Consider the following 24,111-nt stretch of genomic DNA (forward strand, 5'->3'; position numbering starts at 1 on the left):
TTGCTGAAGGGAATCAGGTCTAGACTTATCGTCTATATCACCATTGTTCTGCTCCTGATCGTCCTGCTGCTGGAGGGGGTATTTATTGTAGCAGTCCATTACTACTACCTGGGTAGCGCGATGGAGACCCTGTCTTCCCGGGCCGTCACCTCCGCCACCTTTTTCAACAAGTATCTGGAGGGCTACTCGATCAATGAACGGGCCAGGTACATTCTGGAGAATCTTTCGACTGAAGAGAGCAGCAAGGTTGAAGTGCTCAGTCCGGCAGGTGATGTCATTATCAATTCATTCGGCTTCGCAAGCTCGGAGCATATTGAGACCCCTGATGTCAAAGATGCTTTGATCAGCGGCAAGGGGACCTATCAGAGTATTACCCCTCTCAACGGTGAACGGATAATGGCCGTTTCCATTCCTTTGAGGGAATCCGGGGAGAACATTGGTGTACTGCGCTACTCTGTTTCAGCAGAGCCCCTCTACGACGTTATTATCAACATTGTCCTGAATGCCGCCTGGGTCGGGCTGCTCGTCATTCTTTTTGGCTTCGTACTCAGCCTGATTATCGCTAAACGGATTGTGGGACCTATTCAGCAATTAACCTCTGTCGCCAAAGAGATGGCCACCGGAAACTTTGACGTAAGGGCGGAAAAGCGGTATGACGATGAGGTCGGCACCTTGGCGGTCACACTGAATTACATGTCAGAGGAAATGATCAAAAGCGAAAAAATTAAATATGATTTCATCTCCTCCGTCACGCATGAGCTGCGCACTCCCCTTACCTCGATCAAAGGCTGGGGCGAAACGCTGCTTGTGGGTGATTTGTCTGATAAAAAAGAGACCCTGCAGGGTCTTGAGGTAATGACCGGGGAAACAGATCGTCTGATCGGTCTGGTCGAGGATTTGCTGGATTTTTCCAAATTCCAGGCTGGGGAGATAAAGGTCTCGCTCCAGCCTTATGACCTAAGGGGTCTTCTTGAGGATCTGCTGCTGCAGTTCAGGTACCGGGGCCAGACCAAACAAATCCGGCTCTATGCCGATATTCCCGATCAGCCGCTGCCCGTGGACGGCGATTTCAACCGGTTGAAGCAGGTTTTTGTAAATCTGCTGGACAATGCTTTCAAATTCACTCCTGCCCAGGGGGAGGTCCGCCTCACGGCGGACTTAAATGAAACCCTAATTATCATCACAGTCACGGACAACGGGGAAGGCATCGAAGCTGACGACCTCACAAAGCTCGGGACCAAATTCTTCAAAGGCAGATCACGCCAGTCTGGAAGCGGACTGGGCCTTGCCATCTGCAAGGAAATTATCGAACTGCATGGCGGCCTCCTGCGCATCGAGAGCGAATTCACCAAGGGAACCTCAGTCATCGTAGAGCTGCCGCGCTACCCGGTGGAGTGAGGCGCCCCTTTTATCTATTACGCCTGGTCAGCATAACGCCACCAGGAGAGTGTGCCGATCAAGCCAATACCACCGGTCAGATACGGAAGGCTGAGACTCAGAGTCTGCAAATGGACATTCCCCTCCCCCGAAGCGCCGCTGAGGAGCCCGGGGATGGCCCATGGAATATATTCTGTAATTCCAAGGCCTCCGCCAAGCTGGGAAATCACGATGGTAAGCATAATGAACCCAAACGCAGACATATACCCGCGTCCAACGCTGGCCATCCAGGCTACCGGGATGCATAGGCAGATAACCATGAAACAGAGCAATACATATTCCCTGAAGCTTTGCGCGATGATCTCAAGGCTCCAGCCATCCAACTGTACAAACCAGGCGGTAAGGCCTCCAACCGCGAACATGAGGAGTGCCAGGACCTCACACCAAACTGTGGCAACCATTAATTTAGCGGCTGCCACACTGTAACGGGAAAGCGGCAATGCCAGTAAATCCTTAACCGTACGGTCGGAGTATTCCCGGCCGAATATCCAACTGTATATAAAACCGAAGCCGATTAATCCTCCAATCGAAACCACATAACCAAGCTCATCCATAAACCCCTGCACATCCAATATACTCTCTATGTTGTTCTGGGAACCCAGCGATCCGGAAAAAACGAGCCCCAGCATAACCGGAAGCAGGATGCTGGCACCAAGTGATATCCATAGCAGCCTGGACCGGCGAAGCTTCAAGATTTCTCCCCCTATGGCTGATAACCATTGATTCATTCTGTTGCTCCCCCTCCGGTTTCAATTTTTCTAAGAAAATAAGCTTCAAGATCTTCTTCTTCTACACTCAACTGAATGGGCGGCATATTTGCATGGACCAGCAGCTTCGCGATCTGCTCCGGACTAGCTATCGCATGATCGTCGGAGAGCCGCAGCCCTTCCTCGGACAATTCCACCTTATAGCCGTGCTGAACCAGCTTTATCCGGGCAGCTTCAGGATTACGGGTCTGCACAAGCAGATGTTTCCGGAGAATATGCTGCAGCTCCCTGACCTCCGTTTCCTGAAGCAGCTTGCCATGATGAACAATACCGATCCGTGTCACCAGTCTGGCGACCTCGCCCAGGATATGGCTGGAGATAAATATTGTCACCCCGTGAGTCAGGGCAAGCTCGTTAAGCAGCTGCCGAACCTCAACAATTCCAGCGGGGTCCAATCCGTTCGTCGGCTCATCCAGAATCAGCACTTTTGGATTATGCAGCATTGCTTTGGCGAGGCCCAGCCGCTGTCCGTTGCCGAGTGACAATTTACCGGCCTTGCGGTCCCGGTAGGCGGTTAGCTGCAGCTTGTCCATTACAGAATCTATCGCATCATGTTCCGGTATGCCCCGCAGACGGCGGATGATCTCCAGATTCTCCCGGACCGTTAGCTCAGGATAAGAATAAGGGGTCTCCACCATGTATCCGACGTTCGCCCACAGCTTGTGACTGCCGGCATCCACACGTTGTCCGAACAAATAGGAAGCTCCGGAATCCGGCCGGATCATCCCCAGCAGCATTCGTATCGTCGTCGTTTTGCCCGCCCCATTCAATCCCAGAAATCCGTAGATTTCCCCTTGCTCAACATGCAGTGATATTCCGTCAACAGCATGATGGCTTCCGTAATGTTTCGTTAAGCCTTCAGTCTGAATAATAGCATTCACATTATCGCCTCCTCTATAAACTAACTAGTTAGTTATATTTGATGAAAATAAAAGCCATCTTCTACAGTAAAGATGGCTCCATGACACCATAAATGACAAACTTCGCAATCTGATCCATGGTGTGCTCCTTCATCTCCGGGGAGTCCAGCTTGCTCATCACTTCCTTATAGCGTGAAAAGGACTGAAGCGTCGCTGTCGTCACATTTAGAATCAGAATCGGAAACATCGCCGGATCGAAATCCTGCCGGAGGATTCCATTCTGCTTCGCGGCTATGGCCAGCTCATGCAGCTGAGTCATATCATCCGGACGGTAGGTGATTTGATTCCAGGTCTTCCAATCCTCTGCGGCCTCCCAGAACAGAATTTTCAAATATCGCGGGTACTCCAGGAGAAACTCATACATATGCCGGGTAATCTTCTCCAGAAAACTCTTGAATACAACAGGGTCACTCATGAGACCTGGGTTCTTCAACAGTTCGGCGATTGCCGCCCCGGTTACCTGTTCACTAATCTGGTCGGCACGTTTGACTACTTCGGTATAAAGTCCCAGCTTATCGCCGAAATACTGATAGATCAGGCTTTTGTTATACCCCGAGGCCTTCGCAATCCCGTCGATTCGTGCTGCTGAATAACCAAGCTCTGCAAACGTCTCCTCCGCTGCGTCAAGAATCATCCCCTTAGTTCGGGCTGCATCATAAGTCCGTGAACTTCGCTTGCCGTCGCTCTTGCTCCCGCTCTCTGCTGGCGTCATGGTTTCCACCTCTTTTTATAACTAACTGGTTAGATTATATTTGAATGTACTACCGAAGTCAAGAGCACCTATATTCTATTGATCTGTTATTGTGAGCGGAGCAACGGTATTTGTCTGGCCAGATAAAAGGGGCCCCTCTTATTCATTATGAATTTGGGTGCCTTTCTTGCGACGTTGAATCAGACCGTGATGAGCGTCAAAATGATGTACGCTCTCGGTTAGAACGACCAGCAAGACTGGGTGATTTATACAATCAACTGAGCGTACAAACAAAAAAACCGATACCTAAAAAGGTACCGGTTTTAAGTCATTCCAGTTCTCTTCATCCCTTTTACTTCTTGCTGACAAGTGAACGGTACATCAGAAACAGGAAATATGGAGCTCCAATGAGCATAATAATCAGGCCTGATGGTATTTCTATCGGGGCCATTATGGTTCTTCCGATCGTATCGGCAATGACCAGCATTAATCCCCCCAGCAGTCCCGACAAAATAATGGAGCGTCTCGTGTGATGCCCGATCATCATCCGTACTGCATGCGGTGCCATAAGCCCGAGAAATCCGATTGTCCCAACGCTGGCAACGGCTCCCGCTGCAAGCAAAACGCCGATAATCATAGCCCACAACCGCGTTCCCCGAACCGGCAAGCCAAAACCTGTTGAACTCTCGTCGCCAAACGCCAGCAAATCAAATTTCCGGCCCAGATAATATGCAATCGGCACAAGGACAATCAGAAAGATAAACAGGCTGTAAAGCTGATTCCAGCCCCGGCCATAGGTCGAACCCGTCAGCCAAATAAAGGAACTGCTGCTCCACAGGCTTGCCTTAACGATCATAACCTGTATGCCCGCAGAGCCGACCGCCGATACAGCGATTCCGAGCAGGATGAGCACGGATGGATTCAAGGCTTTGCGCCAGGCCAGAAAGAATACAAAGGCTGCTGCGACAACCCCACCCGCAATTGCGGCTAAAGGTAAGACAACTACCGTCAATGCAGGCCATGCGAACAGTACGATCATCGCACCAAGCCCGGCGCCTGAGGTCACGCCAATAATCGAAGCGTCAGCCAGCGGATTGCGGACAGCGCTTTGAATTAAGACACCGCTGATGGCTAGCGCGATACCGCCGCAAGCTGCAACCAGAGTACGCGGAAGCCGCAGATTCAGCAGCACAGAAAACGATTGATCTCCCCCGGGGATAAGACTGCCCAGCAAATCAGCCAGCGGAATTCTCGTTCCCCCAAGCGATAAGCTCACAAGGATGACAACGAGGAGCAGTGCGGTCATGAATATCGCCGTAGGAACAAAACGCATACGCAGCGCGGCTCCCCCAACACTCATGGATGACTGTCCGGAGCCTGAACCGGATATATTCTTCATCTTGGTAAGCACCAGCCAAATGAGCCATGGCGCTCCAATAATCGCCATAACCGCACCGACTGGTATCTCACCTACATTGCTCCGCACCACACGCGCAAGCGTATCCGCTGCGGTAATGAGCAGTGCTCCCCATAAGGCGCTCGCGGGAATAAGCAGGCGATGCTTGCGGATACCGCTAAGCCGGACCAGATGTGGAGCGACCAGACCGACGAAACCTATCGGTCCGACCACGCTGACCACGATCGCAGCCATGAGCACGGATATGCCCAGGCCCACTGCCCGGGTTAACCCCACACGCTGTCCCAGCGAGCGGGCGGTTGACTCATCAAGCTCAAGCGCATCGAATTGCCGGCCGGCGAAGACTGCTGCCCCAATCAGCGCAAGGACGAAAGGCCAAGCGTACCGGACACCATCCCAGTCCAGTTGAATCAGGGAACCTGCGCCCCATAAGAACAAATTTTGTGTTTCCGTCTGTTTGAAGATATGTAAGGCAGATGTGAACGCACCTAATACCATGGATACGATCATACCCGATAATGCCAGCCGGACAGGCGTGGCTGCCTTGCCTCCACCCAGGAAATAGGCGGCCATTGCCGCCAGAAGTCCCCCTCCCGCTGCCAGCAAAAACGGGAACTGCTGCTGCATAGCCGGGAAAGCAACCATACCCAGGACAACCATAAAGTAAGCCCCGGCATTAATCCCCAGCGTATCCGAGGATGCGAGCGGGTTCTTCGTTATGGTTTGCAGTAATGCACCCGCCGCAGCTAAAGCAGCCCCGGCCAGAATCCCGATAACCGTTCGCGGCATCCGGATATCCCAGAGCAGATTATGCTCCATCACGTCCTGGCGGTTCAGCAATCCATCCAATAGGGTGGCTGCCGGAATTTTGGCCTCTCCGAAGCCGAGGCTCAGGAGGAATAGAACGAAGAGGACGGCAAGACCGCCCCCAAATATTCCAATTAGCCGCCAGGTTATTCCGATTGAGGATTCCTTGCTACTATTCTCGTTCATCAAAGTACTCATTTCGTTAAACTATTTACAACTTCATCCACGATAACCTTGGAGGAGACCGGACCGCCGAACACCCAAGTTGCGCTGCCTAATCCAAAGGTGCGTTTCTCCTTCACGAAGGTAAGGCCTTTCCAGACGGAATTATCCTTCAGTTCGTTCGAGAAAATATCATCATCCTTCTGGACGATATAGATCAGATTGGTATCCTGAACCGCAGGCAATGCTTCAACTGTCGATGTGCTGAATCCGTAAGCCTCAAAAGCTTCGGGTTTCCAGTCGTTCTTCAAGCCGATCCGGTCCAGCGTCTGCACCGCCAGAGAGTTATCCGTAAAGAGACGCATCGTCGCTGCATTCTGATAGCTGTAGGCTTGCGTCAGTACATAGTTCAAGCCTTCCTTGCCTGCAGCGGCTAGCTTCGTCTTAGCATCCGCATAATGCGCATCCAAATCTGCCAGGACCTTATCACCTTCCGCGGTCTTGCCGACAGCGGCTGCAATCGTTTTGAAAGTATCTTCCATCATCGTGTATTGATCACCTTGGCCTTCAGGCGGATACAGGCCGAAGATCAGCGTTGGCGCAATGCCCTTCAATTGCTCATAGATGGCTTCATGGCTGTCTGTATTCGCGATAATCAAATCCGGCTTCAGCGCCGCAATCGTCTCCAGATTCGGCTCACCGCGTGTACCGACATCAGTCACGCCTGCATCCAGGGGCGCTTCGCCAGTTACCCAAATCTTATAATTTTCGTTATCGGCATTCCCTACCGGCTGCATGCCGAGGGCAATAATATCTTCGGTAAATGTCCACTCCAGCACTACGACCTTCTGCGCAGGCTTGTCCAGCTTAACCTCACCTTTAGCATCTTTCAGTACAATCGGGCCACTCGCCGCTTCACTGCCAGCATTCGTTGCAGTTGCATTGCCAGTTGCGCTTTCGTTAGCTGCCGGGCTTTTCGTATTGTTGGATCCACAACCTGCCACAACCAGTATGACAGCAATAACCAGAACTAAACTCAACAACCTTTTGTGCATTTTGTAAATCCCCCTGATATTCAGATATAAGTTCTCTATGATAATCGTTATCGTTATATTGATAATGATTATCATTTCTATTCATATTAGCTATCTTATATGCGATTTCCCAGAATGTCAAAGTTAAAATTTGAATATATGAGAAAGTGACGCTTGAGGTCGGGTGGCTTTCTCTTGCGCCAAATTCACTCAAGCAAGCAGCCGCTGATCAAAAACACAGAGCAGCGACTCTCCAATAACGGGAGAAACGCTGCTCTGTTGTCTTTTTAAGGTGTTTTTTCTTGATTATTTATTCTTATCACTAATTTCTGAAACAATCTGCCTGCCGATCCCAACAATGGACCAGTTGTCATCAACTTCCGGCGATAACGTCTTACGATCCCTGATGTAGCTTACAAGCATATCACGGATGCTGCATGCCGATTCCCAATGTTTTGTCGCGCTAACCAATTTGGACGCCTTCAATAAGCTGCTGTAGCGATAATTGTTGACAGCAAGCTGCAGCTGTTCGGTATCGGCAAGCGGTTTGCCTTTGTAGATCACATTTATGATCCGGCTACCGGAGGGTTGCGACAGGTCGATCTGATAATCGATACCAGCGAACATATCATAGAGATAACTCGGCACCTCGGGGTTAATACTAATCGCAGAGTCACCTTGTTGCCACTGTTTGAAATGCGTTGCCGAGGCTTCCATGTAAGCCTTAAGCTCTTTGCCGGTTACATTGACAACGTACAGCAAATTATCGAATGGATAAATGCGGTACACATCAGCGTAAGTCAATGGGCCCTGCTTCAAATCGGCCTTGTCCGAAAAAAGGCTCGTGGCGGCAACATCCGCTCCACTGGCCTCAAGCATCGCCTTCTGAATCAATGTAATGACTGCTGTATCCCGCAATCTTCCCGCTGGCAGGCCACTGATTTCATCCTGTGGCTGGAAGTCGGCTGTCGCATAGCCCAGAATGCCACCGTCCATATCTGTTGAGGAGACTCCACCTCCCTGCTCGATGAAGCGAAGCGTCTCTTCATGCGCTTCTGAGACCAGACTCCGCAACTCCGGGTCCGGCTCCCAGCCGGCCATATCAACAATCGTGACTTCCCGGTTCACAACCCGGGGGCCTTCACCGCCAAGCTCGACCGCAAGGTCGAAGCGTACCACTTCCCGCCCCCGGTCGCGTGGCCCTCCAATGACGGTATCACCGATACGTTCTATAACCGTAATGTGCATATGACCGACCAGAAGCACATCAGCCTCAGGAACCAGCTCGGCAATGTGTTCAGCGGCATCCGAACCGCCTTCTTCGTCGAATTCCGCCACCATTCCCGCATGGGCGCTAATCATAATGATGTCAGCCTTACCTTCAGCCCTCAGTGAGGCTGCAATTCTCTGTGCCGTTTCAGCCATGGGGCCAAAGCGCAGAGCCTCCACCTTCCCGCCGTCCCAGCGCGGGACATTAGGGTTAGTCAGACCGATAACAGCAATCTTAATACCTTGTATCTCAACAAGCGTATAAGGTTCTGCAAACAGTTCCCCACTTTGATAACAGGCATTCGCAGCAAGCACTGGAAATTCAAGCTCCCGCCTGAATTTCTCAATCAGGGCAAGACCAAAGTTAAATTCATGATTGCCCAAGGTCATGGCCGCATATCCCATTGCATTCAGCGCCACAGAGACCGGATGTACACTATCCAGCCGCTTATTGAAGACATCATCAGTCAGCATATTCCCCTGGAACACATCACCATTGTCAATCAGAATGACCTCGGCTCCACTCTGTCTGATCTCCCGGACATAGGAGGCAACTCTGGCCATCCCGTCATTCGTTGTATCCACACCCTCTTCGTAACGATAGCCCCACAGATTTCCGTGAAGATCCGAGGTGGCAATAATTACGATATTCAATATATTACTGGTGTCCGCCCGTTCGATCATAATTCCATCCTTCTCTCGTCTCTTTACTTCAGAATTGCACCTGCGGTAAAACTCTTCTCCATCTGATCACTGAACAGCACGTAAGCCAGCAGAATGGGAAGGGTCGATATGACCATGGCTGCTGCGAGCGGTCCCCAGCTAATGCTGTATTGACCGCTGAAATTCATCAGGCCCAGCGGCAAAGTCCGCAGCTCTTGCTTTTGAATAAAGGTCGCAGCCATGAGGAGCTCATTCCATACGGCTAAAAACACGAAGATCGCTACCGAAGCGAGTGGTGGCTTCAGCAGGGGCAGCACAACTTTGAAGAAGGATTTAACGACTCCACAGCCGTCCATAAACGCAGCTTCCTCCAGTTCCTTCGGCATGGTCCGCAGAAAAGCCGACAGCATGTATACGGCAATAGGCAAATTCACAGCTATATACGGCAAAATAATAGATAATCTCGAACTGAGAATGCCAAGATTCTTGAGTATCATAAAGAGCGGGATTAGCGTAGCGTGAATTGGAACCATGACGCCCATCAATAGAACGAACAAAATCACACCGTTATATTTGAATTTCATGCGTGTCAAAGCATACGCCATCATAGAAGCAAACAGAAGCACAAAAAAGAGTGTAACCAGCGTGACAGTCACACTGTTGAAAAAGTATTGGCTGACTTTAGCGCTTACCCAAGCCTCTGTGAAATTGTCTAAACGCCATTTGGTGGGCAACGCCCAGACCGCTCCGCCAATAATCTCCGAGTTATCCTTAAACGCACTTACCACAAGCCAGTAGAGCGGGAACAACTGGAGGACGGCGATGATGATCATCAGTATGTAAATAGCTGTATTTCTCGTTTTATTGAGCATGACCTGTCCTCCTTAATATTCAATTTTCTCCTGAGTCAACAGCTTATTAATCACCCAGGCAATAATGAGACATTCCAGCACCATAAATACAGCAAGCGCGCTGCCGTAACCGAAATTCTGCTTCAGGAACGCTTCCTGGAACATTTTCAGCGCAATCACAGTCGTTGAATCAAGCGGTCCTCCGTTAGTCATCACATACACACTTTCGAATGTTTTCAGTGCATATATAACGTTCAGGACGATACAGATCCGTAACACATCGGATAATAAAGGAAAAGTAATATAACGAACCGCTTTCCAGCCTGTCGCTCCGTCCAGCTTCGCTGCTTCATAATACTGTTCCGGGATACCTTGCATTCCGGCGAACAGGATTAGCATATTGTAACCAACGTAATGCCAAGTGGTTACGATTAGTACGGACAGTAGTGCCGTCTTAGTATCCCCAAGCCACGCTTGTGTCCAGCTGCCCAGTCCCATGGCATCCATTAACGTGTTCAGCATGCCGATGTTCGGATCATAAATTTTGACCCATAGCAGGCTCACCATTGTTGTTGACATCACTACAGGGAAAAAGTAAATATTGCGGAACCATTTACGCCCCTTCATTTTTCGGGAGACCAGCATCGCCAAGGCAAACGAAATCGGCAACTGGATAAACACACCTACAAGCAAAAAGGCGAAGCTGTTCCATACCGCCTGCCAAAAACTTTTATCAACCGTAAACATCTTAGTGTAGTTGTCTAGTCCAATGAAGGTCATGGGATTGATGCCATCCCAATCTTGGAGACTGTAATAGGCTGTAATCAAAATAGGCACAAAATAAAAAATCAGAAAAACGGTTAATCCGGGCAATAAAAACAAAGCTAATATTTTTTTATTAGAGAGCGCTTTTTCCATCACTTACCCACCTGTCAAGTTGCAGAAAAGCGATGCGTCCAACTGACTGCATCGCTTTCCCCAGAATATTTTTGTGAAACGCTATAGCTTACTCTGCCTTGCGAAGCAAGGTTTCCAGTTCAGTTGTGAACTGCTCAGCTGTCAACACGCCACCATATAGCTGCTGTGTCAGATCACGATATTCCTGACCTGCATCTGCTGAAAGCAGACCGAACCACATCGCCTGCGTTTTAGTGGTTTTACCGATATCTGTAGCGTAAGCTGAAAGCTGCTCATTCTGTGATTCAGACTTAACATCGCTTTTGGCATATCCGGGCAGACCTTTTCTAACAAATTCGTCATTGAGCTTCAAAGACATGCGAATGGCAAATTCTTTGGCTGCATCCACATTTTTGGAGCTGTTGTTGACAAACAATGAGTAAGGCGCCTCAGCATTCTGGAAACCGATTGTTGCACTGTGGATCTCTTCTGCACCTGTTTTCGGAAATGCGATATATCCCAGATTGTCGCCCATTGCAGTCGACAGAGAAGTGAAGTTAAAGCTGCCGTCGATCCACATCAAGGCTTTATCATTCTTGAACAGTTCTTGTGCATCCAGGTAGGCGGAGCCGAGGAAACCCTTTTGGAAGGCATTTGAGTTCACCAATGTTACCACCTGATTCGCTGCATCAACAAATGGTGCGTCTGTGAACTTAGCTTGTCCTTTAATTGCCTCATCGAAGGCATTAACGTCCTCACGCGCTACAAGCATGTTGTAGAGCAGATCTGCCTGCCATCTTTCTTTTCCGCCGAGTGCGATTGGGATCACGCCTTCATCGTTTGCGGTTTTAATCAATGCCTGAAGTTCATCCCACGTTGTTGGAGCAGAAGCGCCAAGCTCGCCCATCAGCTTTTTGTTATAGTAAAGAACCAGTGTTGTACTGATGTTGGAAGGCACGGAATAGATGTTGCCATCTTCCTCTGTTACCAACTGATTGTCCAGAAATTGCGAGCCTAGACCCGTGGAATCCAGCGTATCGTTCAATGGAGCAACTGTCTTCGACTGCAGAACAGGGGTGCGGTATGACTTTCCGGCATGCTGTTGGAAAACATCCGGGAGTTCATTTGCGGCAAGCGCAACACTTAGTTTAGTTTTGTATGTCTCATCTTGTATGTATTCATAATTCAGTTCAGCGCCAATCTCCGCTGCGGTAGCTTCGGCAGTTGCTTGGTACATCGGATCTGCATCGAATATCCATAACGTGATAGATTTCTTACTATCCGCTGCTGCCGCTTCCTTGTTCTGAGTCCCTCCATTGTTTACTTCTGCACCTCCACAAGAAGTAAGCACTACACTAACAAGCGCGACGGATGCTGCAATAACCCCAAACTTTTTACCAAACATCTGATTTGGACCACCTTTCAAAATTTACGGATACGAGCTACAGGTACAATCTTAACAAGTGTGAAGCCAGGTTCGAATGGATATATATTGGTTTTGACAGTAAAATTTTTAGGTATGTCATATTACTTAACACTGAGTTTACAAACCACACCCGTGTTAACATCCCCTGAACATCACTTTTACTCTACACAAACAAAAAAGCCCGGCTGGAAAACCGGACTTCAACTAGCAACTGCTCAATCTCTCTCAACATTGGATCCCTCGTATACCTTATTTGGGGTAATTCCGTACTTCTTCTTGAAGCATTTACTAAAGTAGAACGGATCTCTATAGCCGACCTGATGGGCTATCGTCGCTACCTTTGGAGCCAAGGATTCCTCCGCAGCAGCCCCTTGGCGCAACAGCTCCATAGCTTTGCCAAGGCGGACATGGGTCACATATTCCACAAAAGACTCACTTGTCTCCTTCTTGAACATGTGACTTAAATAACTCGGATTCACGAAGAGGACACTCGCTGTACTCTGAAGCGACAAGCTGTCATCGGCATAATGTGCAGTCACATGATCAACCGCTTTGCGGACCAGCCGTTTACCGCTGCCCTGACGCCTTCCCTCATCAGTGGACTGCCCTGCTTCCGGCTCTTGTACATAACCCGCTTCTTTTTTCAAACGATTAATATAACGCTCTGCTTCCCATTTCTCAGTCAATTGCGTACGGATAGTTATAAGTGCTTGTTCAACCGCTTCCTCATCAATGGGCTTCAACAAATAATGATCCGCTCCGAGCGAAATGGCCTGCTGTGCATAAGTAAAGTTGTCGTAGCTTGTGATGAAAATCAGCTTTGCAGCTGAGTCTAAGGCGCGGACGGCCTTTACAAAGTCGAGCCCATTCATATTCGGCATTTCAATATCTGTAATGATGAGATCAATCGCCTGTTCCTCCATAATCTTCAAGGCTGCCGAACCCTCTTCAGCCTCTGCAACCACCTCGAAACCGGCAGAAGTCCAATCAATCAAATGGATCAAAAGCTGCCTGAAATAATATTCGTCATCCACAATCAGGACGCGGGCTACCGGCGCTGTATTCATAGTCTAGCTGTCCCCTCCTCCTGTCCGCTCGTTTTCAAGATCAGCGGCAAGCGTACCTGTACTTCCAATCCATGGCCTGGTTCAGATACCAGGACAATGCCATAGGATTCACCGAACCTCAGTTGAATCCGGTCCTGAATATTTTTGAGTCCGAAGCTGTATACCTCTTCTTCGCCATTGTCCGACCAGATAAGCCGCATTTCCTCTTCACTCATGCCTTTGCCGTTGTCACGTACAATAAAGCAGAGATTGCTCTGCTCGTCCGTCCTTTCCGTATAGCCTATGATTTCACACAGTCCTCCGTCAGGCATCCCTCTGATTCCATGGTGGATCGCATTCTCGACAAGAGGCTGCAGCAGCATTGTGGGCACTTGGCAGGCCTCTATTCCCGGTTCAAACGAAATCCGGTAATCCAGCTTTTTAAAGCGGATTTGCTGAATGTATAAATAGCTTTCCAGATGTTTTTTTTCCTGTGCAGCAGCAATTAGCTCCTGCCCATTGCTAAGTGAAATCCGGTAGAATTCGCCGAGCGCCTTCAGGATGCTGCTTATTTCTTTAGCATTCGTCATCACAGCCATCGCACGTATCGTGTCCAGCGTATTATACAAAAAATGTGGTTTGATCTGCGAATACAGCAGCCTTAGCTCCAGCAGCCGCTTCGTCTTCTCTTCATCTTCAATTCTTAGCATCAATCCCTGAATATGCTCCACCATTTCATTAAATGTCGCACCCAGCCTGCCAATTTCGTCTTGCGTTTCGGCGGATGCACGTACATCAAAGTTCCCGGCACCTACTTCAACAATCACCTCACTGAGCTGGCTGAGGGGCCGAGTTAGAAGCCGCGAGAACACAAAGGACAAAAACGCTGCCGAGAGCATGCTGATCAGTCCGAAGCCGACCATTAATAATGCGATTTTCCAATACCCATAGGTCAACTCTGAAGTGGTAACCAGGTGGACAACCTTCAAACCATAGGGATCAAGGCTTTGTAAGGACACTAAATAACGCATTCCATCGACTCGATCGGTCTTGCTCCCTTCAGAAGCTGACTTCGTCCATTTGGCAAGAGAGTCATCTTCAATCGCTTGGCTGACCAGTAAAGCTTCATTCGCGGATACAATAATTCCGTCCTGGTTAATGACCAGAGTAGGATTCTGATTAGAATGTTCATTATGGTACATCCGGGCGAGTGTCCGCTCGTCAATATTCACATAAATATAACCAAGCGGAGTCCCCTTCTCCATGCTCATAATAACTCTGCACACACTAATCATATTCTTCTTCTTCATACCGGACAGAAATGATGGCTGCAGTGTATCTCCCCAGACCGCTCCACCTTTTGCAGCATCAATCGCTTCTTTGGGATAAATGCTGAGACTCTGCAAAGTCACACCGGTCAAATTGGAGGTATAATAGAGTTCGCCGCTTAAGGATTCGATAATAACGGAATCAATATTCGGCTCAGTCTCCAGCATCGCAGCCAGCGTATTATGTATGGACTTCAGAGCAGAAACGTCATCGCTTGCTATAGTATCTCTACTGAGCACCTTCTGTGTATCCTGATTTATCAAGACGAATTTCGAGAAGTTCTGAACAGATTGAAACAAGGTCTCCATAGATTGTTTTATCAGTTTCACTTCTTGCTGCGAGCTTGCTGAAGTCCTTTCCAGGGTCTGATTAAAGACAATTCTATGAATGCTGATTATAAAGATTACCAGGGCCAGCGATACGATAAGAATGTTGCTGATTAGAATCTTTTGCCGCAGCGGCATGTTTCGTCTGACCGGAAAAGAAACGATGGCCCAAAATTCCTTCACGAGGGTATGGTATGATCTAAACCTCTTCATATTCCCCTCCGTTGTATGTTAAATATTTCAGCGAAATTGATAATCATATTTTTTTATATAACTATAACATTTTAAAGCAAGTCTGTTGATTATATAGATTGAACTCAAGGCTTTAGAATCCAAAAAGAGAAATTTTGTCATTACAAAGCTATTAATAAATCACTATTCTCTGATCAAATTATTACTGGGTTTTTCCAAATCGAGGACAATGTTCTCCTATTACTTGAATCAATTGAAGGGGATCATGATGCTCGAAGGTTGCTAGAGGGATAAGACTGCAGTGAGGTAGCAGCCCCTGACGGAAAAGTGTACAATATGGATAAAACAAATATTTGTAAATCTGACATATATGTATCTATAAAACATTCATTATTGAGAGGTGTAGTAATGAAAGTGAAAATTATCATCACATTATTTACTTTTACATTATTCCTGGCTTTTGGTTCTGCGGCACACGCGGAAAATCTTCATGACTATTATGAAGATGTAACAGAATCCGACTTGAAAAATAGTATGATTCTTTCTCCGGAAAGCTCCATGGCATTTATTAATGGGCAGAAAGTATCAGCCGTTAAGCCGATTGTGAAAGATGGACGTACACTGGTACCCCTTCGTTTTATTTCTGAAGGATTTGGTGCAAAGGTAGATTTTAATACAAAAGAACAGTCCATTACCATGAAGTACGCTACGAATACCGTTTTCTTGAAAATAGGAAATAAAAATATTTCTATAAACGGTAAATCAAGCGTAATGGACGTGGCTGCAAGCATTTATAACAATACAACGTATATTCCTTTAAGATATATGGGTGAGGCATTTAATAAAAGAGTCTTGTATTTAAAAAATGCAGAGATTCAACCCTATAGCTTGATTATAATTAGGGATGTTAACGCCACAGCAATCGAAAACCTTAATCTCATCCGTGTTTTAAAATTACTGTACCAAGGAAAGTCCATTGTCTATAGTGATCGTTTTATGGCAGTCATTAAAGAAAACGGTCAATTATTATTTAGCAATACTTTTAATCAATTCGAGCCTTTTGTTTATCAGGATTTGATTGAGGATAAAAACTTAGTTCGACTGGGGAATATATGGTTTAATACAGATATGGGCAATTTTTATTTGAATTATGCCTGGGACACAACGCAGGAGTTTATTTTATACCGTGTGGAAGGAGAAGAGATTACAAGGTTAGCGATTGAAAAAGCACCGATAGAGGCGGTAAAAACATATTTAAACGATGTCTATTATTTGATTAGATATGGGCGTGGTATTCCCAATCCTCAAGAAACAAGCAATTTAAAATCTGCAACATTTAACAATGGACAATGGTCTACTGATTATTTAGGTATGCCTGGATTTTATTATGGTTTTGACACATTAGCTAAGGTCTATGACTGGCCAATTACTGATAACGGTATTACTACATTTGGCTATCAACGCTTTGGCGATCTAAGCTCTGATGAAAGAAAAAAAACGATTGGAATTTATAGAATCGAGCTGAATGGGCATCACCATGAGCTTGTAACGCCATAAAGTAATTGGCTAGTTGAAGTACTTATTGTTTAGAACTTTAACTAACATCCGGAATTACGAGCAGCACATCGTTACAATGTAGAGGAAAAGAAACTGAAGAAGATGAAATCCATTATGAAATTAATCGGTAAAGTAGCGCGAATGCTAGTCGCATTGGCTAAAAGCAGTACCGCTTACGAACCGGTCAAGGTATAAATTCTCCCCCCTTCTTGCTTTGCCTTGTTCCTGTCGGACAGGATCTTATCTAAAACAAAAGCCCACAGTCAGCCAGTTAGGCCGAGTGCGGGCTTTTCAATATCTTTCGAAAACGTTATACAGCAAAATTTAAGTTCGGTACCCTAACATATTTGCTGCATTACTGTGCAGACTGCAGGGAGGCTTTATTGGCATTTTCAACATCACTTTTACTCAAAAGTAGATTGCAGACAGTAAAACCTACCACAACCGCAATGAACATTCCCGAAATTGCATAGACAAAGTAGGGGCCGATGTATGCCGGAATACTGAAAATACTGGACAGTACATATCCGTACAAACGGACACCGAAGAAACTAATGTAGGCGGAAGCAACCGTACTGGCAATCGTGGCAGCCAAGAAGGCTTTTTTGTACTTTGCTAACACCCCGAACAAAGCGGGCTCTGTTATTCCCAGCAAGCCGGAGACGGCAGCGGAGACGATAATTGTTTTTTCTTTCGGGGTCTTCACTTTAAAATACACGGCAAAGGTTGCGCCTACAATCGAGAAGTTAGCCATACACATCATTGGCATTAACATATCGTAGCCTTGTGTTGCAAAGTTCTGCAGCGCAATTGGGGTCATAGCATGGTGCATGCCCGTAAAGACAGCTATTGGACGAATCGCACCAACAACCACACCAGCCAGAACAGGGGAGATGTCAAACAAGCCTTGAACCAGCCAAGCCAGCCCGTTTCCTAAATAGACACCGATTGGACCAATAACAGCTAAAGCCATAAATCCAGAGATAAATAGAGTCAACGTTGGTGTAACTACCGTTCTGAGTACTTCCGGAACAATCTTGTTAACCCAGCCATAAATATAACTCATCGCCCAAACGGCAAAAATAATCGGGATGACGGTTCCGCTATAGTTGAAAACAGGAATCGGGAGCAAATTAAGGAAATGGAAGGAGGATATTTCACCGGCTTTTGCTGCATCCACCATCGTTGGGAACATAATAGTTGCCGCTATGGCAATGGCCAAATACTGATTGGTCTTAAAAATCTTGGCCGCTGAGGCTGCCAGGAAGAATGGCAGGAAAGTGAACACACCGCTGGCCATCATGTTTATTATTTGAAAGGTTTCACTTTTATCCGAGATGTAATGAAGTGCAGTCAAACCGGCAATAAGTCCCTTGATTAATCCCGCACCAGCAATTGCCGGTACAATGGGCCCGAATACGCCAGATACTATGTTCATGAAGAGCGTAACGAAACCTACTTTTTGCTTGCTTCCCTTCTCCTCTTCAGGACTCTGCGCATCCTTCAGCTTGAGCTCATTAGCCAGAACGGTGTAATATTCTCCGACTTTAGGACCTAGTATGATTTGAAACTGGTCTTGATTGAACTGTGCACCAAGTACTGGGTCCAACTCTTTGATTTTCGCAATATCTACTTTATTTTTATCTTTCAGCTCAAATCTAAGTCGTGTCATACAATGCCAAGCGTTTTCAATATTCTCCTCACCGCCTATACCTGCAATCATGTCCTTAATCGCTTTCTCTTTGCTCATCAAGAATTCTCCTGTCCTAATGGATATTGGTTCCGTTTACACACTGAATAGTATCATAAAGAAACTTCTAATAAAAGCAGTCCAAAATGGTTCGCCTTTATCAAAAAAACCTTTATAACAAAGGATTTTTATTCAATTTCCATCATAATTGGACTGATATCTTTCGTTATTCAACCGGTTTACCAAACCAAATTGATTCTTCCTTTCAAACTATGGTTCAATACTCTTAGAAATTGTAGAAAAGAGGAGAAACATGAACCCTTCCATCATCACTAATGTGGAAAGCTTTATACTAAAACCTGACCGTCATAATCTGGTGGTTGTCAGGGTAACTACGGATAATGGAGTCATTGGATATGGCTGCGCCACTTTTCAGCAACGGCCCAAAGCCGTCCAGCTCGTCATAGAGGAATACCTCAGACCGATTTTACTTGGCCGTGACGCCAACCATATTGAAGACTTATGGCATATGATGATGGTCAATTCATACTGGCGCAACGGACCTATTCTGAATAATGCGGTTTCCGGTGTTGATATGGCTCTATGGGATATTAAAGGCAAGCTCGCCGGTATGCCATTGTATCAGCTGTTTGGCGGCAAATCACGGGATGCCATTCCGGCATATACTCATGCAGTTGCTGACAATATTGAAGATCTGTACAGCGAGATCGATGGACTCCTTGATCAAGGATACAAGCACATCCGTTGCCAGCTTGGCTTCTACGGAGGGAACCCTTCACAGCTGCACTCTCCGGCCACTTCCACAGCGGGCTCCTATTATGATCAGGACGAGTATATGGAGACTACGGTCAGAATGTTTGCTCTTTTGCGGGAAAAGTATAACAACCGGTTCCATATTCTTCATGATGTTCACGAGCGGTTATTCCCCAATCAGGCCGTACAGTTTGCCAAAGCGGTCGAACCGTATAAACCCTACTTTATCGAGGATATTTTGCCGCCGGATCAGAATGAATGGTTAGGGCAGATCCGCTCACAAACGTCAACGGCGATTGCCACAGGCGAACTGTTCAACAATCCGCTGGAATGGAGAAACCTGATTGCGGGTAGACAGATTGATTTCATCCGCTGCCATGTGTCCCAAATCGGGGGAATTACACCTGCGCTGAAGCTTGGAGCATTATGCGAGGCTTTCGGGGTTCGTATCGCCTGGCATACACCGTCCGACATTACGCCAATTGGAATTGCCGTCAATACACATCTCAACATTCATCTGCATAATGCAGCAATTCAGGAGAATATTCCGATTAAGGCAAACACCCGCAGCGTATTTTCGCCCATTATTGACGCCATTGATGGCTATATTTATCCGCTTGATCTGCCGGGCATCGGCGTGGAGTTCAATGAGGAACAGGCAGGTGCCTTCCCGGTGGAATACCGTATGCATGAATGGACACAGGCCAGATTACCCGACGGTACGCTAATGACACCTTAATTAAGGCGCAGAAAAAGACTCTCCGGCACAGGCGGTCAGCACGGAGAGTTTCAGGTCAATGATTAGCTGCGTATCAGAGGTTTCTTCTTTTGTGATGCTCGTTGTTGAAGGCCGTCAAATACGTGCACTTATAGTCGACAGCCACAATTTCACTGATTTCAAAAATGGTACCGTTATTCAGTATTCCACGGCTTGAAATTTTCATTGCTGGACTTTTCTTTTTTTGCTGCAAGAACATCGCTTGTTCTTTATCAAGCGAGATTGCCTCATAAGTATTCAGGTAATGTGAGATAGTGAACTTATGCTTTTTCACAAATGACTGAATGGAATTCTCGGCATCCTTCTGTGTTAATACAGGGAATAACGTCGCAGGCAATCTCGACTGCTCAATCTGCATTGTCTGATAGTTAACGATTCTCAAGCGCTGGTACATCCACACTTCATCCTCGGCAGTTATATTAAAGATTTGCTGGTCACTAGGGGTGGAGGGAAGCTTCTGCAGCTCGATGACCTTAGACTGAATATTGGAATAAGGATTCTCCGTAAGTGAGTTGTAGATCAGCGGACTGGCTTGAATATTTTTGTTAATAAAAATACCCGAGCCCTGGACAACCTTAACCATACCCATATATTTCAGCTTCTTAATAGATTCTTGTATTGTAAATCTGGAAACCTTATATTGCGCCGCCAGTTCTCTTTCTGTAGGAAGCTTCCAGTCTGAATAATGTTTTTGATAGATTTTACTGAGCAGATCATGGATAACAAAGTCTCTTTTGTTCACAAGGCAGGCCCCCTATTCGTTGTTCCATTGCCTATTCTAACACACAGTTACAGGAGGAAAACCTATGTTTGGATTTAAGAAAAAAAAGATGGAATCGCCTTCCATAGAAATCTCATCGCCTCTCTCCGGTCAATTCTTAGCTCTGGATGAAGTTCAGGACGAAGCGTTCTCAAGTAAAGCGATGGGCGAGGGATTCGCCATCCTGCCAGATTCCGGCAAGGTCATTGCTCCTTTTGACGGCATTATCGCCCATATCATGGAAAAGAGTAAGCATGCTATTCTCATCGAGCACGATTCCGGCGTTCAATTGCTCATTCATGTTGGCATGGATACCGTTTCTCTTAAAGGAAAGGGTTTTACAGCTCATGTAAGCAACGGCGACCGGGTGAAAAAAGGGCAGCTTCTACTGGAATTTGATATGGAAACTCTCCGGGAAAACGGCTGTTCTACTGTTACGCCCATCGTTGTTCCAGGAGGACAAGACACCATATCGCGGGTCGAGGTTGTAAGCGAGAGTAAACAACCTGCGAACGAGACGGTGTTACGTATATTTTGTTAAGTTGTTCAGGCTTGAAAACTAAATAGGTTTCCGCTAATAATTTGATTTCAGAAGTACAAATTAGTCCGGTATGACTTACCACCTGATATAAAAATTCAGTGTGGTATAAGCCCTGCCCACATACCAATAGCAGCAATCTCTTGTCACACAAGGGATTGCTGCTATTTCTTGATCTCATTTTGAAGCTATAGAAAAGGTCTCATGCATGCTTAAAAACAGTCTTACTTTATGTTATAACTCACAGTGAGATGGGTTTATTTGCGCGGATACCCCCGCTGCCGCATCCCCTCAAACAGCAGAATGGTCGCTGCCATCGCCGCATTGAGGGATTCGGCACGGCCAGCCATCGGGATGATAATGCTCTTATCAACAAGTGCGGCTGTTTCCGGTGAGATGCCCTTGCCTTCACTGCCGATCAGCAGCCACTGGCTGCCACGAAAATCGTGGGTGTAGCAGGAGTCCTCACCGGTTAGCGAGGTGCTGACTAAGAGTGCGCCGCGTTCCCGTGCCTGCGGCAGAACAACACTTAAATCGCCCTCCACCACCGGGAGATGGAACATCGAGCCCATCGTGGAACGGATGGTCTTCGGGTTGTACAGATCGGCGCAGCCTTGGCCGAGGATCACGCCGTCTGCGCCTGCCGCATCCGCGCTGCGGATGATCGTCCCCACGTTGCCGGGGTCCTGAACTCCGTCCAGCACAACGACTAGACTATCCGGCTTCGCAAGGATCGTCTCCACCCCCTGCTGTTCCTTGCGCACCACCGCAAATACCGGCTGCGGCGTATTGGTGCTGCTGCACTTTGCAATCACCGGTGCTGATACGCCGATGACCTCCATACCCTGTACCGCCTGCAGCAGTTCCTTCAGCTCAGACGGCATGCCCTTATCGAGGTCATACGCCAATATTTCCACATCGGCTTCGGCCAGCAGCGCCTCTTGTACGAGATGAATACCTTCCACAATATATTTGCCGGACTTATCGCGGTGTTTCTTCTCCTGCAGTCCGGCCCATTCCTTCACCCGCGTATTTTGCGGAGACATAATTTCCATGAGGTCCTACCTTTCTGTTCACCTGCAGCTTAGTTATCGCATCTTTGCTGCCTTTTTCCTTGCAGTCACTACGATCTTCCCATGTATTTCTCTAATACGCTGCACACAGCTTCATTTTAAGTGTATTTCCTGCAACTAAAATAACGCTTTTTACCGCTAATTCCAATTTAGTTGTAGTCTGTACATTTATAATCATCATTATGGCTATGAACCGGGGGTTTGCTAAATTATAATTGCACGAAATACATCTATCCTTCTGAACAAGCGGTTAACGAAGCAAATAGCTGTACTGAGTGCAACTAAGCAAATCCGGCCACTATCGGCAGCGCATTTAACACTTCCTACAGCACCACGAGAGCCACGTTACACTTCGTATGCTCGTGCGTTATTGATATGCCATCTCCAGCTTGGTCAGGTTGTCCTTGTGGCCAACGATGACAAGAACATCGCCATCGGCCAGCCGGTCCTCGGCTCTTGGAGTAATATTCATTTCTTCGCCCCGGCGGATCGCCATCACATTGCAGCCATATTTGGCGCGGATATTCAGCTCCTGCAGGTTTTTGCCCAGCATCGGTCTGGGAACCTTCATATCAAGAATACTGTAATCCGGCGACAGCTCAATATAGTCAAGGATGTTCGGCGAGGCCAGATGATGCGCAACCCGCATGCCCATGTCCCGTTCGGGATAAATGACTTTGTCTGCACCGATCTTGCTTAGCACCTTGCCGTGCAGCTCACTTTTGGCCTTGACCAGAATCGCCGGCACCCCAAGGTCCTTCAGGATCAGCGTTGTAAGAATACTCGCCTGAATATCTTCTCCGATTGCCACAACGACAACATCGAAATTTCGAATGCCCAGTGCGCGCAGCGCTTCCTCATCGGTGGAATCCGCGGATACGGCATAAGTAACAATTCCCGAAATTTCCTGCGTGCGCTGCTCATCCGAATCGATGGCCAGCACATCAAATCCCATCCCGCTGAGCGCCTTGGCTACACTTGAGCCGAAACGTCCCATTCCGATGATGGCATATTGTTTTTTAGCCATGTCCGTGTACCTCCCGCTCACATTTTATATCTCACACAGTATAGCATAAGCACACACAAACTTGAATTTTCAGCATCGCCGCAGGGCACATTAGTACAGGGCGTTTCAGCATGAGCAGGCTTCCAAAGCCAGTTATGCGAACCATTGGCAGGAAGCCTTGCTCACAAAACTAAGCACATGCTTCCGAAGCAGTTTTGTACGAAGGAATGCAGGAAGCTTTGCTCACAAAACTAAGCATGTGCTTTCGAAGCAGTTTTGTACGAAGGAATGCAGGAAGCTTTGCTCACAAAACTTGTAAGGGGGTACATTATGCCGGTTACCATTGATTTGCGCCAGGCGATTCTCCATAAAGTGCACGGCCAGTCCGAAGAAGACCTGCGGCACATGATTGAAGGCTCCGTGGACGGGCCGGAAGCTGCGCTTCCCGGGCTTGGCGTCGTGTTTGAAATGGTCTGGAAGGACCTCGGAGAGGCCAAGCAGGATCATGTGATTAGTCTGCTCCACAGACATCTGGAGGAGGTTACTCCCGGATCCATCACATCCTAGAAAACCTCATGAGCCAAAAACCTCCGTCACCCAAGGTGCATCTGCACACTTGGGGGCGGAGGTTTTTTCTACCTATTTGAAACTGCCGCAGGTACAGCTATATCATCTGCAACTGCACCTGCAGCCTGAATTCG

General features: G+C 47.4%; 20 protein-coding genes. 5 read left to right on the plus strand and 15 right to left on the minus strand.

Annotation, left to right across the window (positions count from 1 at the left end):
* Entirely contained in the window at positions 1 to 1,398 is a 1,398-nt protein-coding gene (locus tag NST07_RS29165; protein ID WP_341096215.1) for an ATP-binding protein, read from the plus strand.
* A gap of 17 nt (positions 1,399 to 1,415) precedes the next feature.
* Here the strand turns inward: NST07_RS29165 and NST07_RS29170 are convergent, their stop codons facing one another.
* The 11 genes from NST07_RS29170 to NST07_RS29220 form a co-directional block, all read right to left on the minus strand.
* On the minus strand, positions 1,416 to 2,165 hold the full coding sequence (locus NST07_RS29170; protein ID WP_341096217.1) for an ABC transporter permease: 750 nt from the start codon (positions 2,163 to 2,165) through the stop codon (positions 1,416 to 1,418).
* Positions 2,162 to 3,085 (minus strand): ABC transporter ATP-binding protein, encoded by a 924-nt coding sequence (locus NST07_RS29175; RefSeq protein ID WP_342480649.1) that lies wholly within the window; start codon positions 3,083 to 3,085, stop codon positions 2,162 to 2,164. The genes NST07_RS29170 and NST07_RS29175 overlap by 4 nt, the downstream gene beginning before the upstream one ends.
* A 61-nt stretch (positions 3,086 to 3,146) precedes the next feature.
* The gene (locus NST07_RS29180) at positions 3,147 to 3,836 is read right to left on the minus strand and encodes a TetR/AcrR family transcriptional regulator (protein WP_342480650.1); all 690 of its coding nucleotides are present in this window, start codon (positions 3,834 to 3,836) and stop codon (positions 3,147 to 3,149) included.
* Positions 3,837 to 4,167: 331 nt separating this feature from the next.
* A complete protein-coding gene (locus NST07_RS29185) occupies positions 4,168 to 6,237 on the minus strand; it encodes an iron ABC transporter permease (RefSeq protein WP_342480651.1) in 2,070 nt (689 codons plus the stop codon).
* Positions 6,234 to 7,256, minus strand: coding sequence for an iron-siderophore ABC transporter substrate-binding protein (locus NST07_RS29190; RefSeq protein ID WP_341096223.1), 1,023 nt, complete (start codon positions 7,254 to 7,256; stop codon positions 6,234 to 6,236). Before NST07_RS29190 ends, NST07_RS29185 begins: the two co-directional genes overlap by 4 nt.
* Before the next feature lie 285 nt (positions 7,257 to 7,541).
* The gene (locus NST07_RS29195; protein WP_341096225.1) at positions 7,542 to 9,188 is read right to left on the minus strand and encodes a 5'-nucleotidase C-terminal domain-containing protein; all 1,647 of its coding nucleotides are present in this window, start codon (positions 9,186 to 9,188) and stop codon (positions 7,542 to 7,544) included.
* A 23-nt stretch (positions 9,189 to 9,211) separates the two neighbouring features.
* Positions 9,212 to 10,039, minus strand: a complete 828-nt coding sequence (locus tag NST07_RS29200; RefSeq protein ID WP_341096227.1) for a carbohydrate ABC transporter permease — start codon at positions 10,037 to 10,039, stop codon at positions 9,212 to 9,214.
* 12 nt (positions 10,040 to 10,051) lie between these two features.
* Complete coding sequence (locus NST07_RS29205; RefSeq protein WP_341096229.1) at positions 10,052 to 10,936, minus strand: sugar ABC transporter permease; 885 nt, start codon at positions 10,934 to 10,936, stop codon at positions 10,052 to 10,054.
* Between the two features lie 88 nt (positions 10,937 to 11,024).
* Entirely contained in the window at positions 11,025 to 12,320 is a 1,296-nt protein-coding gene (locus NST07_RS29210) for an extracellular solute-binding protein (protein ID WP_341096231.1), read from the minus strand.
* Between the two features lie 236 nt (positions 12,321 to 12,556).
* Positions 12,557 to 13,408 (minus strand): response regulator, encoded by an 852-nt coding sequence (locus NST07_RS29215; protein ID WP_341096232.1) that lies wholly within the window; start codon positions 13,406 to 13,408, stop codon positions 12,557 to 12,559.
* Positions 13,405 to 15,255: a sensor histidine kinase gene (locus NST07_RS29220; RefSeq protein WP_342480652.1), complete on the minus strand. Its 1,851-nt coding sequence runs from the start codon at positions 15,253 to 15,255 to the stop codon at positions 13,405 to 13,407. The genes NST07_RS29215 and NST07_RS29220 overlap by 4 nt, the downstream gene beginning before the upstream one ends.
* A 387-nt stretch (positions 15,256 to 15,642) precedes the next feature.
* Here NST07_RS29220 and NST07_RS29225 point away from each other — a divergent pair, with 387 nt between their 5' ends.
* The gene (locus NST07_RS29225) at positions 15,643 to 16,791 is read left to right on the plus strand and encodes a copper amine oxidase N-terminal domain-containing protein (RefSeq protein WP_342480653.1); all 1,149 of its coding nucleotides are present in this window, start codon (positions 15,643 to 15,645) and stop codon (positions 16,789 to 16,791) included.
* A gap of 355 nt (positions 16,792 to 17,146) precedes the next feature.
* Here NST07_RS29225 and NST07_RS29230 read toward each other — a convergent pair whose 3' ends face one another.
* Positions 17,147 to 18,541 (minus strand): PTS transporter subunit EIIC, encoded by a 1,395-nt coding sequence (locus NST07_RS29230; protein WP_341379764.1) that lies wholly within the window; start codon positions 18,539 to 18,541, stop codon positions 17,147 to 17,149.
* 253 nt (positions 18,542 to 18,794) lie between these two features.
* Between NST07_RS29230 and NST07_RS29235 the strand changes: the two genes are divergently transcribed.
* A complete protein-coding gene (locus NST07_RS29235) occupies positions 18,795 to 19,994 on the plus strand; it encodes an enolase C-terminal domain-like protein (RefSeq protein ID WP_341096238.1) in 1,200 nt (399 codons plus the stop codon).
* 73 nt (positions 19,995 to 20,067) lie between these two features.
* Here the strand turns inward: NST07_RS29235 and NST07_RS29240 are convergent, their stop codons facing one another.
* Positions 20,068 to 20,775: a GntR family transcriptional regulator gene (locus NST07_RS29240; protein ID WP_076112612.1), complete on the minus strand. Its 708-nt coding sequence runs from the start codon at positions 20,773 to 20,775 to the stop codon at positions 20,068 to 20,070.
* Between the two features lie 64 nt (positions 20,776 to 20,839).
* Here NST07_RS29240 and NST07_RS29245 point away from each other — a divergent pair, with 64 nt between their 5' ends.
* The gene (locus tag NST07_RS29245; RefSeq protein ID WP_342480654.1) at positions 20,840 to 21,334 is read left to right on the plus strand and encodes a PTS glucose transporter subunit IIA; all 495 of its coding nucleotides are present in this window, start codon (positions 20,840 to 20,842) and stop codon (positions 21,332 to 21,334) included.
* 254 nt (positions 21,335 to 21,588) lie between these two features.
* On the opposite strand, the gene NST07_RS29250 is transcribed toward NST07_RS29245, so the two are convergent.
* Both NST07_RS29250 and NST07_RS29255 read right to left on the minus strand, forming a co-directional pair.
* Positions 21,589 to 22,386: an RNA methyltransferase gene (locus NST07_RS29250; RefSeq protein ID WP_341379766.1), complete on the minus strand. Its 798-nt coding sequence runs from the start codon at positions 22,384 to 22,386 to the stop codon at positions 21,589 to 21,591.
* A gap of 385 nt (positions 22,387 to 22,771) precedes the next feature.
* On the minus strand, positions 22,772 to 23,431 hold the full coding sequence (locus tag NST07_RS29255; protein ID WP_342480655.1) for a TrkA family potassium uptake protein: 660 nt from the start codon (positions 23,429 to 23,431) through the stop codon (positions 22,772 to 22,774).
* A gap of 309 nt (positions 23,432 to 23,740) precedes the next feature.
* On the opposite strand from NST07_RS29255, the gene sspI reads away from it, so the two are divergent.
* On the plus strand, positions 23,741 to 23,977 hold the full coding sequence (gene sspI, locus NST07_RS29260) for a small acid-soluble spore protein SspI (protein WP_038596368.1): 237 nt from the start codon (positions 23,741 to 23,743) through the stop codon (positions 23,975 to 23,977).
* The last annotated feature ends 134 nt before the right edge of the window (positions 23,978 to 24,111 follow it).

Source organism: Paenibacillus sp. FSL L8-0340, assembly GCF_038593145.1.
GTDB lineage: Bacteria > Bacillota > Bacilli > Paenibacillales > Paenibacillaceae > Paenibacillus_AQ.

What these genes read in the sequence shown, in the direction of transcription:
- NST07_RS29180 (WP_342480650.1), bottom strand. Translation starts at nt 3,836, where the DNA reads ATGACGCCAGCAGAGAGCGGGAGCAAGAGCGACGGCAAGCGAAGTTCA.
- NST07_RS29230 (WP_341379764.1), bottom strand. Translation starts at nt 18,541, where the DNA reads ATGAGCAAAGAGAAAGCGATTAAGGACATGATTGCAGGTATAGGCGGT.
- NST07_RS29215 (WP_341096232.1), bottom strand. Translation starts at nt 13,408, where the DNA reads ATGAATACAGCGCCGGTAGCCCGCGTCCTGATTGTGGATGACGAATAT.
- NST07_RS29170 (WP_341096217.1), bottom strand. Translation starts at nt 2,165, where the DNA reads ATGAATCAATGGTTATCAGCCATAGGGGGAGAAATCTTGAAGCTTCGC.
- NST07_RS29200 (WP_341096227.1), bottom strand. Translation starts at nt 10,039, where the DNA reads ATGCTCAATAAAACGAGAAATACAGCTATTTACATACTGATGATCATC.
- NST07_RS29205 (WP_341096229.1), bottom strand. Translation starts at nt 10,936, where the DNA reads ATGGAAAAAGCGCTCTCTAATAAAAAAATATTAGCTTTGTTTTTATTG.
- NST07_RS29185 (WP_342480651.1), bottom strand. Translation starts at nt 6,237, where the DNA reads ATGAGTACTTTGATGAACGAGAATAGTAGCAAGGAATCCTCAATCGGA.
- NST07_RS29245 (WP_342480654.1), top strand. Translation starts at nt 20,840, where the DNA reads ATGTTTGGATTTAAGAAAAAAAAGATGGAATCGCCTTCCATAGAAATC.
- NST07_RS29235 (WP_341096238.1), top strand. Translation starts at nt 18,795, where the DNA reads ATGAACCCTTCCATCATCACTAATGTGGAAAGCTTTATACTAAAACCT.
- NST07_RS29210 (WP_341096231.1), bottom strand. Translation starts at nt 12,320, where the DNA reads ATGTTTGGTAAAAAGTTTGGGGTTATTGCAGCATCCGTCGCGCTTGTT.
- NST07_RS29220 (WP_342480652.1), bottom strand. Translation starts at nt 15,255, where the DNA reads ATGAAGAGGTTTAGATCATACCATACCCTCGTGAAGGAATTTTGGGCC.
- sspI (WP_038596368.1), top strand. Translation starts at nt 23,741, where the DNA reads ATGCCGGTTACCATTGATTTGCGCCAGGCGATTCTCCATAAAGTGCAC.
- NST07_RS29250 (WP_341379766.1), bottom strand. Translation starts at nt 22,386, where the DNA reads ATGGAAATTATGTCTCCGCAAAATACGCGGGTGAAGGAATGGGCCGGA.
- NST07_RS29225 (WP_342480653.1), top strand. Translation starts at nt 15,643, where the DNA reads ATGAAAGTGAAAATTATCATCACATTATTTACTTTTACATTATTCCTG.
- NST07_RS29190 (WP_341096223.1), bottom strand. Translation starts at nt 7,256, where the DNA reads ATGCACAAAAGGTTGTTGAGTTTAGTTCTGGTTATTGCTGTCATACTG.
- NST07_RS29195 (WP_341096225.1), bottom strand. Translation starts at nt 9,188, where the DNA reads ATGATCGAACGGGCGGACACCAGTAATATATTGAATATCGTAATTATT.
- NST07_RS29255 (WP_342480655.1), bottom strand. Translation starts at nt 23,431, where the DNA reads ATGGCTAAAAAACAATATGCCATCATCGGAATGGGACGTTTCGGCTCA.